The organism is Psychrobacillus sp. L4, assembly GCF_042944905.1.
Taxonomy (GTDB): domain Bacteria; phylum Bacillota; class Bacilli; order Bacillales_A; family Planococcaceae; genus Psychrobacillus.
Genome location: NZ_CP168496.1, coordinates 2,290,205 through 2,306,575, shown reverse-complemented (window position 1 = coordinate 2,306,575; position 16,371 = coordinate 2,290,205). Strand labels below are relative to the sequence as shown.

Below are 16,371 nucleotides of genomic sequence, written 5' to 3'. Positions count from 1 at the left end.
GGTGACTTGATTGACGAAAAAGCAGTTAATATCTATTAAAGGAACGAAAGAGGGCCTTGTATTACGCCTAGACGATCAGTGTTCATATACAGAGCTTTTAGAAGAATTAGCAAAGAAGGTTTCTGATGAAGGTTTTGAAGGTCAAGCTGAGGTACTTTTACAACTAGGAAATCGATATTGCAATGATGAACAAGCGAAAGAAATTATTAACTGTGTTCAACAAACAGAACATCTTCGAGTAGCGAAAATTCAAAGTGAAGTAATGACTGTAGAAGAATGCAATAAAAGATTGTTAGAAAATCAATCGGAAACTTATGTAGGGATTGTACGATCTGGCCAAGTAATTACCGCATTAGGTGATTTAGTTGTTATTGGAGATGTTAATCCCAATGGTCGAGTGGTTGCAGGTGGTAATGTATTTGTATTAGGACGTTTAAAAGGAATTGCGCATGCTGGATCTAATGGAAAGAGAGATGCAGTTATTGCAGCTTCCTGGTTAGAAGCTACTCATTTGATCATAGATAATGTCGTAGAAACAATGACAGATGAGTTAACTATATTATCTGAACATCCTGAGATGGAATGTGCTTATTTACATGCAAATGGTTTTATAGTAATTGATCGATTGCAAGAGCTTCGATTAATAAGACCGAATCTATCAACATTTAAAGGAGGAAGCTAATGTGGGAGAAGCAATCGTAATAACTTCTGGGAAAGGTGGAGTCGGTAAAACGACGACAACTGCAAACCTTGGAACTGCATTGGCTCTTCAAGGGAAAAAAGTTTGTTTAATGGACACTGATATCGGTTTGAGGAACTTAGACGTCGTGCTAGGTCTTGAAAATAGAATTATTTATGATTTAGTAGATGTCATAGAAGGACGTTGTAAAGTGCATCAAGCGCTAGTAAAAGATAAGCGTTTTGAGGATCGATTATTTTTATTACCCGCTGCTCAAACAACTGATAAAAATGCAGTAAATCCAGAGCAAATGAAAGAGCTTGTGACCGAGTTAAAACGGGACTATGATTATGTGTTAATTGACTGTCCTGCTGGTATCGAGCAAGGGTATAAAAACGCAATCGCAGGAGCAGACAAAGCAATTGTTGTCACAACTCCTGAAATCTCGGCAGTTCGCGATGCAGACCGTATAATTGGGTTACTGGAGCAAGAAGAAGCGATCGACCCACCAAAATTGATCATTAATCGTATTCGCCAGCATTTAATGAATAAAGGCGAAGCGCTAGATATAAATGAAATAACGACTCATTTATCGATTGATTTATTGGGAATTGTAGCGGATGATGAAAGTGTTATTACTTCTTCGAATAAGGGAGAACCAGTTGTCATGGATCCCTCGAATAGAGCTGCACTTGGTTACCGTAATATTGCGCGTCGCATTTTAGGTGAGTCTGTACCTTTAATGTCAATGGACATGCCAAAAAAAGGTGTTATGTCTAAAATCAAATCTATTTTTGCGAAATAAATGCGAGCCGGTTACCATATTATTTGGTAATCGGTTTATTTTTTTCATTAAATTGCCTCCTATTTCATACATATATCTAGTAGGGGGAATGTTATGCTTTCGAAAAAAAAATGGATGTTTGCATTTGTATTTGTAATGTTATTTTTCATGTTGAATAAATTTGAAAATAATGATGTATTATCGACTAGTTACGCCACATCTCTTTTAGAACTTCAAAAACCAAGTGCCATTTTTAAGAGAGTAGTCGAGTGGATAAAACCGGATGAACTTATTAGTGTAAGTGCACCTATTGCAACTCCTCCTTTGATCGAGTATAAATCGATTCAGCCTTTGTTGGAGGGAGCTATTTTATCGATTAATAATTCGCAAGATCTTTATGCTTCTGAAAATGGCTTTATCATATTTACTGGATATACTAAGAAGACAGGTAAGACTCTTTCTATCTTATATGATACTGGGGAAACTGTGACGTTTGGATTTGTAAAGGAGTTTCATCAATTACCATATACAACGATTAATGCAGGAGATATATTTGCATCTGCGGACAATGAGCTACTGTATATTAAAGTAGTAAAAGATGGGAAGAATTTGGATACAAATGAACTTATTGAGTGGCTATCAGTAACAAATGAATAAAAAGGTTTTCAAAGTGCATCCCATCATGATTCCGTTTTTTCTTTTCTTCTACTTGTCTGGAGAAATTGCTGTTTACTCCATTTTATTTGGTTCTCTATTATTTCATGAACTAGGTCACTTATTTGCAGCAAAACTAATAGGAATAAAAGTGAACTCCTGCACGATTTTACCATATGGTGGTGAAATTAAAATGGAGCAGTTTTCCAAAAAAACGAAATCAGATCAACTTTTAGTAATATTATTTGGACCTTTATTTACGTTTCTATTATTGGTCTTTTTCAGTTTAGTTGACCTTCCACAGAAAAATATCATGGTAGTAACCCAGGTTATTATTTTTTGCTTTAATTTACTTCCTGTTTATCCGCTAGATGGTGGACGGGCTTTATTGCTATTTATACCAGATAAATATGTGGAAGTGATTGGTTTTTCTCTCTTTTTTAGTGTATTCATTTTCTGCGTGAGTTTATATTATTTTCCTAAAGCACTTTCTGTTACAATTGTCTTTTTATTTTTAGCGCTTCAAAATTATTCGTATTGGAGATTTAGGAAGTACAAGCTAGCATTCGACTATGTAACGAAAAATACTTGACTAGCTATTGTGTACGTGGTAATATTCTAATGTTAATGTTTGTAGCAGCACCCGTTGTTACAACCGCTCTGAAAAGGTTGAAGTATTCGAGTAATCGAGTCACCTTTTGTAAGGCGAGTCTTAGTCTAAGAGGAGGTGCAAGTATGTACGCAATTATTGAAACTGGTGGTAAACAAATCAAAGTTGAACAAGGGCAAGAAATCTACATTGAAAAATTAGATGCTAATGCTGATGAAGTTGTAACTTTTGACAAAGTATTATTCGTAGGTGGAGATGATGTTAAAGTTGGTGCTCCATTCGTGGAAGGTGCTACAGTTACAGCGAAAGTTGTAAAAAATGGCAAAGCTAAAAAAATCATCGTTTTCAAATACAAAGCGAAAAAGAACTATCATAAAAAACAAGGTCATCGTCAACCATACACAAAATTAGTAGTAGAATCTATTAGTTTATAAGATGATTAAAGTGACTGTAACAAAAGATCAATCAGGTCTTATTCATTCATTTGAAATGAAAGGACATGCTGATTTTGCGGAATATGGAAAAGATTTAGTATGTGCAGGTGCTTCTGCTGTATCATTTGGTGCAGTTAATGCCATCATCGCACTTACAGAAATCACTCCTATTATTAAGCAAAAAGGTGACGGAGGCTATTTATACGTCGAAGTACCAGGTATATCAAATCCAGAAAAAGCTGCTCACATGCAGTTAATTTTAGAAGCGATGATTGTTTCTTTACAAACGATTGAGCAAGATTATGGGAAGTATATAAAAATAACCTTCAAACAGTAGGAGGTGGAACATATGTTAAAATTAAATCTTCAGTTTTTCGCATCCAAAAAGGGAGTAGGTTCGACTCGTAATGGTCGTGACTCTCAATCAAAACGTCTTGGCGCTAAACGTGCTGATGGACAATTTGTATCAGGCGGATCTATTTTATATCGCCAACGCGGTACTAAAATTCATCCGGGTGAAAACGTTGGACGTGGTGGAGATGACACACTTTTTGCGAAAGTTGACGGTGTAGTGCGCTTTGAGCGTTTCGGCCGCGACAAGAAAAAAGTAAGTGTATATCCTGTAGCTCAAGAAGCTTAATCAAAAAACAAAAGGACTGCATTTATGCAGTCCTTTTTCTTTTCTCAAGAAAAGTTATAAGTATACACAGCAAGTAATTTTCTACAAGAGTTTCCCTATAAAGACACTAGCTTCCGTACTTCTCTTATTTCACTCAAGAAAAAAAAGTCTATACCTGTTATACTTGAAAAAGGACAGTTTAATACGGAGTGTGTAAACGAATATGGAGCCTAAACAAATATCAATTAATGAAGTATTGCGTCATACGATGCATGATTTTTTAAATAATCTACATTTAATTCAAATGAATCTAGATATGGGTAGACACGATGAGGCAAAAAATCTTATTCGCACATACTCACAAAAATGTACCCAATTTTTCGACGTGAATAATATAGGTTTGTATAATACAAATGAATGGCTACAAACGTTCAGTATGGCTTACAATAAAGTATCGTTAGAAGTTCAAACAACGCTCTTCAAAAGGGGTGCGGAACGATACGATTCACCTTTACAAGAGTATTTAAAACGTTTCATAGATACAATGTATCCTTTGCTGAAAGGATATCAAGAACAGATATTAAACGTTCATCTATATTCCCATGATGTATTAGAAGTTCAGGTAGAATTAGTTGGAGAATGGGCTTCGTATACTTGGATTGATGAGTCTTTTACAGACTTACTTCGTGTGGAAAAAGAAATGAACACAGAATCCCGAATTAAATTTAAGTTAATTGCAACTGAGAGATTGGAGTGAAATAAATGTTTGTTGATCACGTAAAAGTGTATGTCAAAGGTGGAGACGGCGGAGATGGTATGGTTGGATTCCGTCGCGAAAAGTATGTACCTCTAGGCGGTCCTGCAGGTGGGGACGGTGGAAATGGTGGAGATGTTATTTTCGTAGTAGATGAAGGTTTACGTACGTTAATGGATTTCCGCTATAAACGAATTTTTAAAGCAAACCGTGGGGATCATGGCGGTAGTAAGAATATGCACGGAGCAAATGCGGATGATTTATTCGTAAAAGTTCCTCCTGGTACTGTTGTAATGAATGAAGAAACTGGTCAAGTTATAGCTGACTTAGTGGAACATGGTCAAAAAGCAGCAATAGCTAGAGGGGGACGCGGCGGTAGAGGGAATTCTCGTTTTGCGACTCCTGCCAATCCCGCACCAGAGCTTTCTGAGAAAGGTGAACCAGGGTTCGAGTTAAATGTTACGTTAGAACTTAAAGTTTTAGCTGATGTTGGTTTGGTTGGATTTCCAAGTGTAGGGAAATCGACTTTATTATCCGTTGTATCGTCTGCGAAACCAAAGATCGCTCCATATCATTTCACAACCATTGTTCCTAATTTAGGAATGGTCGAAACGGAAGATCATCGAAGCTTTGCGATGGCAGACTTACCAGGATTAATCGAAGGTGCACATGAGGGAGTTGGCCTAGGTCATCAATTCTTGCGTCATATTGAGCGTACACGAGTTATTGTGCATATGATCGATATGTCAGGACTCGAAGGACGAGAACCTTATGAAGACTACTTGACGATTAATGACGAACTAAAACAATATAATCTACGTTTAACAGAAAGACCTCAACTTATTGTTGCAAATAAAATGGACATGCCTGAATCAGAAGAAAACTTAAAAGTATTCCGCGAAAAGATTGGGTCGGATGTGAAAATCTTCTCAATTTCTGCAATTTCACGACAAGGAGTACAAGATTTACTTTTTGCTATTGCCGACTTGTTAGAAGATGCTCCCGAATACCCATTAGAAGATTTAGTGGAAGAGGAAACAGAAACCTCTGTTATGTACAAGCATGAAGCGAAAAAAGATGATTTCACGATTTCACGAGATGATGATGGATCATTTATTTTATCTGGTGGAACAGTGGAACGTTTATTTAAAATGACTGACTTCAGCCGTGAAGACTCAATACGTAGATTCTCTAGACAGTTGAGAGGGATGGGAATCGATGAAGCACTTCGTTTACGTGGTGCTAAGGATGGAGATACTGTAAGACTATTAGAATTTGAGTTTGAATTTATCGAATAGGGAAATGAGGAAACCGTATGAAAGATGTGACGCATCAACGCTTTTATTTAGTAAGAGAGGATGTTCTTACCGAAGCAATGCAAAAAACTTTGGAAGCAAAACATCTTCTCCAATCTGGAAAAGTGTCTTCCATTTGGGATGCAGTAAAAGAAGTTGATTTATCTCGAAGTGCTTTTTATAAGTATCGTGATGCGGTTTTTCCTTTCCATTCGATTGTACAGGAAAGAATATTAACGGTATTTCTACAACTTGAGGACAGAGAAGGCACCCTTGCTAGACTTTTGCAACTTGTTGCAGAATCCTCCATTAATATCTTGACTATACATCAAACTATTCCAATCCAAGGAAGAGCAAGCGTTACATTGTCTTTAGATGTTACGGAGATGACAAAACAACTAGATGATTTTATCAATGAATTGAAGCGACTAGACTTTGTGGAATCTGCTGAAGTAATTAGTTCTGGTGCTTTGTAAGGAGGATTACATATGGCAATACAGAAAGTGGCTTACCTTGGACCAGAAGCTTCCTTTACGCATTTAGCAACTAAAGCATTATTTCAAAATGATTTGCTTGTATCTACCCGAACGATACCTGAATGCATTGAATCAGTAGTAAACGGAAAAGTAGATATTGCTGTCGTTCCTCTGGAAAATGCCTTAGAGGGAACTGTTCCGTTAACAATTGATTACTTATTTCATGAAGTAGATTTATATGTGATTGCGGAAATACAATCTCCAATTGAGCAACATCTAATGGTTCATCCAAATAATGAAAAAAAGTGGGAAGAAATAAATACAATCTACTCTCATCCACATGCTTTAGCACAGTGTCATAAGTATTTATATTATCGTTTTGGCAAAGTTCCTCTTGAACAATCAACTTCAACAGCAGCAGCAGCTAAGTTTGTTTCCGAAAATGAACAGGACTGTATTGCTGCAATTGGAAATTCATCCGCAGCTACTGAATATGGATTATCGATTGTCGAAAATAATATTCATGATTTCCATTTTAATCATACACGTTTCTTTGTTCTGTCAAAAAGCAATCTTTGCATACAGAAAATAGGGCATATTGATCAAGTTAAAACGACTGTTATGATTACTTTACCAAAAGATGATCGTTCTGGAGCGTTACATCAAGTACTTTCTGTTTTTGCATGGAGACAGCTCAATTTGAGTAAAATTGAATCCCGTCCATTAAAAACAGGCTTAGGTCAATACTTTTTCGTTATTGATGTTTTAGAAGACGAGCGAACGCCGATGATGAGAGGGGCTTTGGAAGAGTTAAGTGCTTTAGGATGTGAAGTTAAATCCCTTGGTTCTTATTTTACATACAAAACCTAAGAAACACTTTTCACTGATGAGTTGAAGTTTATTAAAGACCATAAAAGCACCTTCCTATTCAAATGGAGGTGCTTATTTATTTGGGTTAGTCGGCATTTCATCCTAATGAACTTCTATAATAATAGTGTGGCCAACGTTTCGTCCAAAACACTCAAGAAATAGTGAAGACAGTATGCACCTAAAGAATGCTTGCGTTTTTATACAAAAAGTATATAAATTTTCATGTTAGAATCAGCTTGATTTCCGCTGCAGGCGGACGCTTTCCGCGGGCGGTCCGTGAGCCTCCTCGCTTCGCTGTGGGGTCTCACCTGGACACGCTTTTCCCGCTGGAGTTGCCGCATTTCGCTCCAATCAACAATACAAAATAGAAAGACAATATACTTCTGGTACTTTCATTTGTTTAATAATATAGCTAGCGGAAACAGAGAAAAAATAGGTAGTATCTATTGATAAAGAAGCGCTGAGCGGACGAAATTGCATCTTCGTCCGCTTTTAAAAGAGTAGGAAAGCATCTTATCTCTCATTATCCAAACCAAATGCATTATGTCTTTAAGTATTTCAAGAGGACGACGGACAAACATCCGCCACAAGATTACCGAAAAAAATGGATCGTGAAGTGTAGCAGTCACTTCACAATCCATTACTCTAACGTTAATAGTGTAGCCAATGTTTCGTCCAAAGCACTCTAGAAATAGAGAAGACAAAATGCACTTAAAGGACGCTTGCGTTTTTCTCATTTTCAATAATAATCCATCCAAATTGGCATAACTGCCTACTGTCTTTTCATAAGTTTAACATGAAGGGACTCAGAATGTTTTGAAAACCTGTGACCATTTGAAATTGATATACATATTTTAAAGGGAAGGAAGGAGGAAAACTGTGCACATTCATATCGTACAAAAAGGGGACACTCTTTGGAAAATATCGAGAAGCTACGATGTTTCCTTTGATGAACTAAAGAAGTTAAATGCACATCTGGCGAATCCAGAGTATATTGTGCCTGGGATGAAGATTTTTATTCCTGAAACGAAAAAGATGGAGTCTACAAGACATCCATATAGCGAGGAACGTCATGTAAAGAAAGAAATGGTTAAGAAGGAGGAAGTCAAGATCCAGCCACATCCTGGAACTAACATGAATTATCAACCAAGTCATCCACATCACGAAAGTCATCATCATCATCACTTGCATCACCCGCATCACCCAGTTCATATATCGCATCCAGTTCATCCAATTTATAAAGCACAGCCGGTACATCCGATTTACAAAGCGATGCCTGTTCAACCCGTACCAATAGCACCACCAGTTCAACAAGCACCACCACCACCAATTCAACAAGCACCACCAGTTCATACTTATACTATGCCTTATCATATAATGCCCGTACCAGAAATAGAAATGACTCCTTCACCTCAAGGGTGGAGACTTATTGAATCTACATCGATTCATATAAATATTCATAATGAAGATCGTGAAAAAGAAGAAATCAATGTAATAACTGAAGCAAATCCGGTAAATCAAGTTCAACCACCACCACAGCCAATTCCAACGCCACCTGCTCCACAAAATGTGAGTCCAATGATGGAAGAACCTTCTTCCGAGATGGTACCAATGTATCCGTACGAACCAATGTGTCAATGTGAACAATGTCAGTCAATGCAGTCATTCCCATACATGGAACCAGATATGCAGGAAATGCAATCTTATGGGCATTATCCATATATGCCTGTATGCTACGTACCAGTATATCCATGTCCACCCCATCCGTGTCCACCCCATCCGTTCCATCACTTTTAAAAAGTGAATAATTATATTAGACAAATAAAAAAAAATGTATGGAAATGGGAAAATGAAAATGGTCTTTTTTCTGTAAAAAAGTATTCAACGGTGGAACAGGCAGAAAAGATTCGTTTAATTCATCAAGAGTTACAGCATCTTGATAAGCCTTTTATTTTACCAGTTGTGGAATCTGCACAAGAAGACTTTATTATACAACCTTGGTTTAAGGGGACACACTCAGTTGATTATGGAAGTGACAGAGATCGAAAAGAAGTCTATTCCTTATTAAATGAGTTACATGAAACGAATCGATTGATCAAGTGGGAAGACTCCAACCTGTTGGTGCAGTTTGATTTAATCGCTAAGTGGCAAAATCGGTTTTTAAGAATGAAAGAGATTGCTTATTTTGTAGAATTTTATATGGGTGTAGAAAAAACGAAGATGCTTATCCAATATGGTTTAATTGCATTGAATAATATACAATCGTTTAGTAACCAGGATATTACGATATTGCATGGAGATGTTGTACATCATAACTTTTTGTCCAATCAAGAAGCATACAAAATGATAGACTTTGATCTTGCTGTAATTGGCCCAAAGGAAGTGGAAGACATCTTGTGGATGCATCGTGTACTTCCTGCAATTGACTATGACATTTATTGTTTGATTCATGAATTTCCATTATTAGAAAAGGTAGTATTAAAACATAAAGAAGCTTTGATGTATCCCAATGAATTATATAGAGAATGGTTATATGCTTATGCGTTGCCAATAGAGAGAAAGCAAAAATTTATTGATCAACTAATACCATATACAAATAAAGCACTAACAGAATGGCCGAAATTATGCTATAATTTAAGTCACTTATAAGAGGATGAATAAGCGAAGGTCGCTCATATAAAGAGCGACCTTCTTTCTTGTTGTCTATACTATTATGCTATAATAGGTCTGACGATTGTGAGGGATAAATAGTATGTATGATTACATAAAAGGTCAGGTGACCCGTGTTACACCTGAATATGTGATAGTAGAACAACAAGGAATTGGATATCAACTTTTTACACCAAATCCATTTGCTTTTCGAAAAAGTGAAGAAGTGATTCAAGTGTATACACATTTTCATGTAAGGGAAGACATGCAGCAATTAATGGGTTTTTTAGATCTCTCACAAAGAGAGTTATTTAGAAAGCTTATTCTTGTTTCTGGCATTGGTCCAAAAGGAGCTCTAGCAATTTTAACGAGTGGCGAACCAAATCATGTTATTCAAGCAATAGAACGTGAGGATGAATCCTTTCTAGTGAAATTTCCTGGAGTTGGGAAAAAGACTGCTCGACAAATGATATTAGACTTAAAAGGGAAATTAAATGATTTAATAGATGTGGAACAATTCGATTTTACAAAAGACGAACCTACATTATTTGACTCAAATCACGCAAATCATGAGTTAGAAGAGGCGATGCTTGCATTAACTGCGTTAGGTTATTCAGAACGTGAATTGACGAAAATTCGTCCGTTATTAAAAGGAAATGAATCTCTCCAAACAACAGATGATTTCATCAAAAAAGCTCTTCAATTATTATTTTCGAGTAAGTGAATAAGGGGGTTCTAGAAATGACAGATCGTGTAATATCAAGTGAAGTTTCTAATTTTGATGAGCCATTTGAGCAATCGCTTCGTCCTCAATTATTGTCACAATACATTGGGCAAGATAAGATAAAACATAATTTAGAAATTTTCATCGAAGCTGCCAAAATGAGAAGTGAAAGTTTAGATCACTGTCTATTGTATGGACCTCCTGGACTTGGTAAGACAACACTTGCAGCTGTTATTGCAAATGAAATGAATGTCCAAATACGGATGACGAGTGGTCCCGCAATTGAACGACCAGGAGACTTAGCTGCTATTGTTAGTTCACTTGAACCTGGAGATGTTTTATTTATAGATGAAATTCATCGGTTAAATCGCTCGATTGAAGAAGTACTCTATCCGGCGATGGAAGACTTTTGTTTAGATATTGTTGTTGGAAAAGGCCCATCTGCTCGCAGTGTTCGATTGGACTTACCGCCTTTTACATTAATCGGTGCCACTACACGAGCAGGTGCATTATCAGCTCCACTTAGAGATCGTTTTGGCGTGTTATTAAGACTCGATTTTTATGATGAAAAGGCTTTAACTTCGATTGTTGTTAGAAGTGCAGAGTTATTTAATGCTTCAATCGATTATGAATCAGCAGGAGAAATTGCGAGACGTGCAAGAGGAACTCCGCGTATCGCAAATCGTTTACTTAAGCGTGTGAGAGATTATGCACAAGTTCGAGGGAATGGACATATTTCATTGGATATTGCCAGAGAAGCATTAGAACTTTTGCAAGTCGACCCAAGAGGCTTGGATCATATCGACCATAAATTAATCACAGCAATGATCGAACGCTTCAGAGGAGGCCCTGTAGGTCTAGACACGATAGCAGCTAGCATTGGGGAAGAATCTACAACCATTGAAGATGTGTATGAGCCGTATTTAATGCAAATTGGTTTTATCCAACGATCACCAAGGGGAAGAATTGTATCGACCCTCGCTTATGAACATCTAGGATTTCCGTTACCAATTGAAAAAGACAACTTATAAAGGAAGTAAGCTATATGAAAGTAGAAGATTTTGATTTTGATTTACCAGAAGAGTTAATTGCACAAACCCCGCTTCTTGACCGGACAAGCAGTAAACTGCTAATAGCGGATTATCCAAACAATTTAACTAAACATGAAACTTTTTCTGCTATTCTCGGTGAGTTAAAAAAAGGGGATTGTCTAGTATTAAATGACACGAAGGTAATGCCAGCTCGTTTAATGGGCATAAAAGAAGAGACTGGGGCACATGTAGAAGTTCTATTGTTAACGCAAATAGAAGGGGATCATTGGGAAACACTAGTAAAACCTGCGAAGCGTGTAAAAATAGGAACAAAAATTACCTTTGGCGATGGTCTATTAACTGCCGTTTGTACTGAACTAAAAGAGCATGGCGGACGAATATTCCAAATGGAGTATAAAGGTTTGTTTTTCGAAGTGTTAGATCAGCTTGGTGAAATGCCCCTTCCACCTTATATACACGAAAAATTGGAAGATAAAGACCGCTATCAAACGGTTTATGCAAAAGAACAAGGATCAGCTGCTGCACCAACTGCAGGGCTTCATTTTACTCAATCACTTATAGATGAAATACAAGCAAAAGGTGTTAAAATAGCTTTTGTGACACTTCATGTTGGGCTTGGCACATTCCGACCAGTTAGTGTCGATTCGATTGATGATCACGAAATGCATTCAGAGTTTTATCGTGTTTCTAAACAAACTGCACAGACGATTAATGAAGTGAGGCAAGCTGGTGGAAAAGTTGTTGCTGTCGGAACAACTTCAACAAGAACATTAGAAACAGTTGCCACCAAATTTGAAGGGAAGATAGAAGAAGACAGTGGTTGGACATCTATCTTCATTTATCCAGGATATGAATTTAAATGCATTGATGGGATGATTACTAACTTTCACTTGCCAAAATCTACACTAGTTATGCTGGTGAGTGCGCTTACTTCAAGAGACTTTATATTAGACGCATACAAAGAAGCTATTGACATGCGTTACCGTTTTTTCAGTTTCGGTGATGCAATGTTAATAAAAGGAAGGAACTATTAAATGACTGCTATAACGTATGAATTAATCAAAAAAGATAAACAAACAGGAGCTCGTCTAGGAATTGTACACACACCGCATGGTTCTTTTGAGACGCCTACGTTTATGCCAGTAGGTACACAAGCTACCGTGAAAACAATGTCTCCAGAAGAGATTAAAGGGATGGATGCTGGGATAATATTAAGCAACACGTATCACTTATGGTTACGTCCTGGGCATGATATTATTCGCGAAGCAGGCGGATTGCATAAATTTATGAACTGGGATCGTGCCATTTTAACGGATTCTGGCGGATTTCAAGTATTCAGTTTAAGTGATATGCGCAAAATTGAAGAAGAAGGTGTTCACTTCCGCAATCATTTAAATGGCGATAAATTATTTTTAAGTCCTGAAAAATCAATGGAAATTCAAAATGCCTTGGGCTCGGATATTATGATGGCTTTTGATGAATGTCCCCCGTATCCTGCAACATTTGAATACATGAAAGCGTCTGTAGAACGGACATCTCGCTGGGCTGAACGTTGTTTAACAGCACATACAAATACAGATAAACAAGGCCTATTTGGTATCATTCAAGGTGGAGAATACGAAGAATTACGTCGACAATCTGCAAAAGATTTAGTATCATTGGATTTTCCGGGTTATGCAATTGGAGGTCTTTCTGTAGGAGAACCAAAAGATGTGATGAATCGTGTACTTGATTTTACGGCCCCTATGATGCCCGAAAATAAGCCGAGATACTTAATGGGAGTAGGGTCACCTGATTCTTTAATTGACGGCTCTATTCGAGGGATAGATATGTTTGACTGTGTGTTGCCTACACGGATAGCCCGTAATGGTACATTTTTCACGTCAAAAGGTCGTTTAGTTATTAAAGGAGCAGCATATGCGCGCGACTTTGGACCAATCGATGAAAAGTGTGATTGTTATACTTGTCAAAACTATTCCAGAGCATATCTTCGCCATTTATTTAAAGCGGATGAAACTTTTGGATTACGCTTAGCATCTTTCCATAATCTTCATTTCTTAATGAATTTAATGAAAGATGTGCGTCAAGCAATTCGCGAAGACCGTCTGCTTGATTTCAAAGAAGAGTTTTTTGAAGAATACGGATATAATAAACCAAATGCAAAAAATTTCTGATTCTTGTATACTGTAAATAGATAAAAAGGAGGGGATAAAATATATGGGAAGTTTAACAGGCTTATTGCCGATTGTTGCAATGTTCGCTGTGATGTGGTTTTTCATCATTCGTCCAGCACAAAAGCGACAAAAAAATACATCACGAATGCAAAATGATCTTAAACGTGGAGACCAAATTATTACAGTTGGTGGCTTACACGCGAAGGTAGATGCAGTAGATGATAAAACTATTTTTGTAATAGTAGCAGATGGAACTCGTTTACAATTTGAACGAGTTGCAGTTGGACGAGTTATCACGGAATAATAAAAAGAACTTACTCAGTATTTATGAGTAAGTTCTTTTTTTTGGGGCAGAGTAAGTATGAGGTGATAGGATGAACGATATTCTCATCATTATTATTCGAACATTTATATTGTATTGGCTCATCTTGGTTATTCTTCGCTTAATGGGTAAAAGAGAAGTAGGAGAACTAAGTATATTTGACTTAGTTGTTTTTTTACTTATTGCCGAAGTTGGTGCCTTTGCTTTGGATGATCCTAAAAGTAATTTCTTACATGCAGTTTTACCTATGATTATATTGTTAATAATTCAAATTACTGTTTCTTATATTTCAATGAAAAATAAAAAATTTCGGGATGTTATGGAAAGCCAACCATCCATCATCGTGAAAGATGGTATCATTAATGAAAAAGAAATGAGAAAACAGCGTTATAATTTAGATGATTTATTACAACAATTAAGAGAACAACAAATAGGATCTATTCAATCTGTTAACTATGCATTTTTAGAACCGTCCGGAAATTTGTCTATCTTTAAAAAAGATAGTGAACAATTTGTTTTCCCGCTTATTTTAGACGGGGACATTCAAGATAATCATCTTCAAAGGATTGGTAAAGACAAAAAGTGGTTAAAGGAACAATTGAAAGAACAGTTGATTGACGATGAAAAAAAGGTGTTTTATTGCAGTTATGAGAATGATTCTTTATTTATTCAACTTAAAACTTCTTCTTAGAAGTACGCAGAATTTGTAGAATGACGTTGACTTCTTTTCTTTTTATTTGTCCGAATAGTACTAATCCAACCGTTAAATAAAGCAATGTAAATAAACAATCCACAATTAAAGAATGTTCTCCAATCGAAAATAACAATGGACGTGAAATAATTGTTAGCAAGAAAATAACATATGGAAGAATAAAAAAGGAGAAGCCAATTTGTGCTTCTTTTTTCAGTTTTAACGAAGCGATATGTAAAAATGAAGTGATTAATACTCCAAAACCAATCGCAACAATTGCTCCCTTTTCTTGAATAGATGCTTGAGAAGCAAGAAAAAATAGCAACAATAATTTACCTACTCCACCATATAGGGAGTTCAAAAATGCTGCTTTAGAATTATTTAATGCTTGTAAAATAGAGAATAATGGGCTTTGGATATAATAAAAGAAGAAAATTGGTGACAAGATTTTCATATACGTTGTAGCATTTTCTACATGAAACAGGGCAGAAACAAGTTCACCACCGTGTAAATAAAAAAGTGTAGCAGCATAACAACCTGTTAAGGTCGAGAACTTTAATGATAGATGAATTCTATCTTTCAAAAGCGAATTGTTTCTTCTTGCAAAAGCATCGCTTACAGCCGGGATTAGTACGACAGACAGTGCGTAAGGTATAAAAGAAGGGAAAAGTAGTAATGGTACTAAAACCCCCGAGATAACACCATACAGGGTAGTTGCGGCAACACTTGTTATACCAGTGATTGCTAAAGCTTTGATGAAAATAATAGGCTCCAAAAACCATGTGAAAGATCCAAATAATTTACTACCCGATGACGGTAGAGCAATAGATAATAGTGGAGAAAGTGGATAAGCGTTTGAAGCTTTTCTAATAGCTTGCTTGGCTTTCCATTTTACATACTTCCATCTCAAATAAAGTAAAGAAGCAATCTCTCCAAGTAAAGACATACCCATAGCATAAGCCGCTGCTTCTTTAGGGGAAGCGGAGTGAAGTACAAGAGGTAATAAAAAAGTAATAAGTAGAATTCGTATTATTTGTTCCATCAGCTGGGAAACAGCCGTTTCTTCAATACGTGCAATTCCTTGGAAGAAGCCTTTTAAGATTCCTCCAGCGGCAGCTATTGGTACTATAGCGATGGTGACATAGAGTGTCATTGTAATGGCATCATTTTTCAATAAATTTTCAGAAATAAATGGAGTGACATAAAGGAAAATAGGAGTAAATGCTAGAATAGATATAACAGTAACAATGACCGATGTTCGCATGACGGAGAAATAGCTTGAAACTGCATTTCTTGTTCTTAGTTCAGCAATAATTTTGGACATTGCTATCGGTATTCCAAGCTGAATAAGAGACAAAAAGAAAATGAAGGCAGGATAAGCCGTCATATAAATGCCGTATGCTTCTTCTCCTGTTAGTCGGACAAACTGCATGCGATAAATAAAACCTAAAAATTTGGACAAAAAGATGGCGAACATTAACAAAATGGATCCTCTTAAAAAAGTAGACATCTAAACACTTCCTTCTCAAATACAGGAACATCGTTTACAATAACAATATGCTTACTAGTTGGTACATTATTCTT

20 protein-coding genes and 1 other annotated feature are annotated in these 16,371 nt (G+C 36.6%); of the genes, 19 read left to right on the top strand and 1 reads right to left on the bottom strand.

Going from position 1 to position 16,371, the window contains the following annotated elements; all coding sequences use genetic code 11:
* Window positions 1–10: 10 nt before the first annotated feature.
* The 19 genes from minC (at window position 11) to ACEPXG_RS11055 (ending at window position 14,787) form a co-directional block, all read left to right on the top strand.
* Window positions 11–682: a septum site-determining protein MinC gene (gene minC, locus ACEPXG_RS11145; protein ID WP_391202168.1), complete on the top strand. Its 672-nt coding sequence runs from the start codon at window positions 11–13 to the stop codon at window positions 680–682.
* A 1-nt stretch (window position 683) separates the two neighbouring features.
* The gene (gene minD / locus ACEPXG_RS11140) at window positions 684–1,484 is read left to right on the top strand and encodes a septum site-determining protein MinD (protein ID WP_391202165.1); all 801 of its coding nucleotides are present in this window, start codon (window positions 684–686) and stop codon (window positions 1,482–1,484) included.
* Between the two features lie 93 nt (window positions 1,485–1,577).
* Window positions 1,578–2,120 carry a hypothetical protein gene (locus ACEPXG_RS11135; RefSeq protein ID WP_391202162.1) on the top strand — a complete coding sequence of 181 codons (543 nt, stop codon included), beginning with the start codon at window positions 1,578–1,580 and terminating at the stop codon, window positions 2,118–2,120.
* Between the two features lie 25 nt (window positions 2,121–2,145).
* Complete coding sequence (locus ACEPXG_RS11130; RefSeq protein WP_391202159.1) at window positions 2,146–2,709, top strand: site-2 protease family protein; 564 nt, start codon at window positions 2,146–2,148, stop codon at window positions 2,707–2,709.
* A 51-nt stretch (window positions 2,710–2,760) separates the two neighbouring features.
* Window positions 2,761–2,840 (top strand) — a sequence feature (ribosomal protein L21 leader region).
* Between the two features lie 12 nt (window positions 2,841–2,852).
* Window positions 2,853–3,161: a 50S ribosomal protein L21 gene (rplU, locus tag ACEPXG_RS11125; protein ID WP_151700462.1), complete on the top strand. Its 309-nt coding sequence runs from the start codon at window positions 2,853–2,855 to the stop codon at window positions 3,159–3,161.
* A gap of 1 nt (window position 3,162) precedes the next feature.
* Window positions 3,163–3,498, top strand: a complete 336-nt coding sequence (locus ACEPXG_RS11120) for a ribosomal-processing cysteine protease Prp (RefSeq protein ID WP_391202156.1) — start codon at window positions 3,163–3,165, stop codon at window positions 3,496–3,498.
* A gap of 12 nt (window positions 3,499–3,510) precedes the next feature.
* Window positions 3,511–3,801, top strand: coding sequence for a 50S ribosomal protein L27 (rpmA, locus tag ACEPXG_RS11115; protein WP_090564003.1), 291 nt, complete (start codon window positions 3,511–3,513; stop codon window positions 3,799–3,801).
* Between the two features lie 202 nt (window positions 3,802–4,003).
* A complete protein-coding gene (locus ACEPXG_RS11110; protein WP_391202152.1) occupies window positions 4,004–4,537 on the top strand; it encodes a Spo0B domain-containing protein in 534 nt (177 codons plus the stop codon).
* A gap of 5 nt (window positions 4,538–4,542) precedes the next feature.
* Window positions 4,543–5,832: a GTPase ObgE gene (obgE, locus tag ACEPXG_RS11105; protein WP_391202149.1), complete on the top strand. Its 1,290-nt coding sequence runs from the start codon at window positions 4,543–4,545 to the stop codon at window positions 5,830–5,832.
* Between the two features lie 17 nt (window positions 5,833–5,849).
* Window positions 5,850–6,305, top strand: a complete 456-nt coding sequence (locus tag ACEPXG_RS11100) for an ACT domain-containing protein (protein WP_391202146.1) — start codon at window positions 5,850–5,852, stop codon at window positions 6,303–6,305.
* 12 nt (window positions 6,306–6,317) lie between these two features.
* Window positions 6,318–7,175, top strand: coding sequence for a prephenate dehydratase (gene pheA / locus ACEPXG_RS11095; protein WP_391202143.1), 858 nt, complete (start codon window positions 6,318–6,320; stop codon window positions 7,173–7,175).
* A gap of 879 nt (window positions 7,176–8,054) precedes the next feature.
* Entirely contained in the window at window positions 8,055–8,972 is a 918-nt protein-coding gene (safA, locus tag ACEPXG_RS11090) for a SafA/ExsA family spore coat assembly protein (protein WP_391202140.1), read from the top strand.
* A gap of 90 nt (window positions 8,973–9,062) precedes the next feature.
* A complete protein-coding gene (locus tag ACEPXG_RS11085) occupies window positions 9,063–9,824 on the top strand; it encodes a hypothetical protein (RefSeq protein WP_391202137.1) in 762 nt (253 codons plus the stop codon).
* A gap of 103 nt (window positions 9,825–9,927) precedes the next feature.
* Window positions 9,928–10,548, top strand: a complete 621-nt coding sequence (gene ruvA, locus ACEPXG_RS11080) for a Holliday junction branch migration protein RuvA (protein ID WP_391202135.1) — start codon at window positions 9,928–9,930, stop codon at window positions 10,546–10,548.
* A gap of 17 nt (window positions 10,549–10,565) precedes the next feature.
* Window positions 10,566–11,579: a Holliday junction branch migration DNA helicase RuvB gene (ruvB, locus tag ACEPXG_RS11075; protein WP_391202132.1), complete on the top strand. Its 1,014-nt coding sequence runs from the start codon at window positions 10,566–10,568 to the stop codon at window positions 11,577–11,579.
* Window positions 11,580–11,593: 14 nt separating this feature from the next.
* Complete coding sequence (gene queA / locus ACEPXG_RS11070) at window positions 11,594–12,634, top strand: tRNA preQ1(34) S-adenosylmethionine ribosyltransferase-isomerase QueA (RefSeq protein ID WP_391202129.1); 1,041 nt, start codon at window positions 11,594–11,596, stop codon at window positions 12,632–12,634.
* Complete coding sequence (tgt, locus tag ACEPXG_RS11065; RefSeq protein ID WP_391202126.1) at window positions 12,635–13,774, top strand: tRNA guanosine(34) transglycosylase Tgt; 1,140 nt, start codon at window positions 12,635–12,637, stop codon at window positions 13,772–13,774.
* Between the two features lie 43 nt (window positions 13,775–13,817).
* The gene (gene yajC, locus ACEPXG_RS11060; RefSeq protein ID WP_391202123.1) at window positions 13,818–14,078 is read left to right on the top strand and encodes a preprotein translocase subunit YajC; all 261 of its coding nucleotides are present in this window, start codon (window positions 13,818–13,820) and stop codon (window positions 14,076–14,078) included.
* Window positions 14,079–14,148: 70 nt separating this feature from the next.
* The gene (locus tag ACEPXG_RS11055; protein WP_391202120.1) at window positions 14,149–14,787 is read left to right on the top strand and encodes a DUF421 domain-containing protein; all 639 of its coding nucleotides are present in this window, start codon (window positions 14,149–14,151) and stop codon (window positions 14,785–14,787) included.
* On the opposite strand, the gene ACEPXG_RS11050 is transcribed toward ACEPXG_RS11055, so the two are convergent.
* Window positions 14,771–16,297 carry an oligosaccharide flippase family protein gene (locus tag ACEPXG_RS11050; protein WP_391202117.1) on the bottom strand — a complete coding sequence of 509 codons (1,527 nt, stop codon included), beginning with the start codon at window positions 16,295–16,297 and terminating at the stop codon, window positions 14,771–14,773. The genes ACEPXG_RS11055 and ACEPXG_RS11050 overlap by 17 nt on opposite strands.
* Between the last annotated feature and the right edge of the window lie 74 nt (window positions 16,298–16,371).

Excerpts from the sequence above, each read along its gene's own strand:
- ACEPXG_RS11135 (WP_391202162.1), top strand. The coding sequence starts at position 1,578 with ATGCTTTCGAAAAAAAAATGGATGTTTGCATTTGTATTTGTAATGTTA.
- ACEPXG_RS11130 (WP_391202159.1), top strand. The coding sequence starts at position 2,146 with ATGATTCCGTTTTTTCTTTTCTTCTACTTGTCTGGAGAAATTGCTGTT.
- rplU (WP_151700462.1), top strand. The coding sequence starts at position 2,853 with ATGTACGCAATTATTGAAACTGGTGGTAAACAAATCAAAGTTGAACAA.
- ACEPXG_RS11120 (WP_391202156.1), top strand. The coding sequence starts at position 3,163 with ATGATTAAAGTGACTGTAACAAAAGATCAATCAGGTCTTATTCATTCA.
- rpmA (WP_090564003.1), top strand. The coding sequence starts at position 3,511 with ATGTTAAAATTAAATCTTCAGTTTTTCGCATCCAAAAAGGGAGTAGGT.
- ACEPXG_RS11110 (WP_391202152.1), top strand. The coding sequence starts at position 4,004 with ATGGAGCCTAAACAAATATCAATTAATGAAGTATTGCGTCATACGATG.
- obgE (WP_391202149.1), top strand. The coding sequence starts at position 4,543 with ATGTTTGTTGATCACGTAAAAGTGTATGTCAAAGGTGGAGACGGCGGA.
- ACEPXG_RS11100 (WP_391202146.1), top strand. The coding sequence starts at position 5,850 with ATGAAAGATGTGACGCATCAACGCTTTTATTTAGTAAGAGAGGATGTT.
- pheA (WP_391202143.1), top strand. The coding sequence starts at position 6,318 with ATGGCAATACAGAAAGTGGCTTACCTTGGACCAGAAGCTTCCTTTACG.
- ruvA (WP_391202135.1), top strand. The coding sequence starts at position 9,928 with ATGTATGATTACATAAAAGGTCAGGTGACCCGTGTTACACCTGAATAT.
- ruvB (WP_391202132.1), top strand. The coding sequence starts at position 10,566 with ATGACAGATCGTGTAATATCAAGTGAAGTTTCTAATTTTGATGAGCCA.
- queA (WP_391202129.1), top strand. The coding sequence starts at position 11,594 with ATGAAAGTAGAAGATTTTGATTTTGATTTACCAGAAGAGTTAATTGCA.
- tgt (WP_391202126.1), top strand. The coding sequence starts at position 12,635 with ATGACTGCTATAACGTATGAATTAATCAAAAAAGATAAACAAACAGGA.
- yajC (WP_391202123.1), top strand. The coding sequence starts at position 13,818 with ATGGGAAGTTTAACAGGCTTATTGCCGATTGTTGCAATGTTCGCTGTG.
- ACEPXG_RS11055 (WP_391202120.1), top strand. The coding sequence starts at position 14,149 with ATGAACGATATTCTCATCATTATTATTCGAACATTTATATTGTATTGG.
- ACEPXG_RS11050 (WP_391202117.1), bottom strand. The coding sequence starts at position 16,297 with ATGTCTACTTTTTTAAGAGGATCCATTTTGTTAATGTTCGCCATCTTT.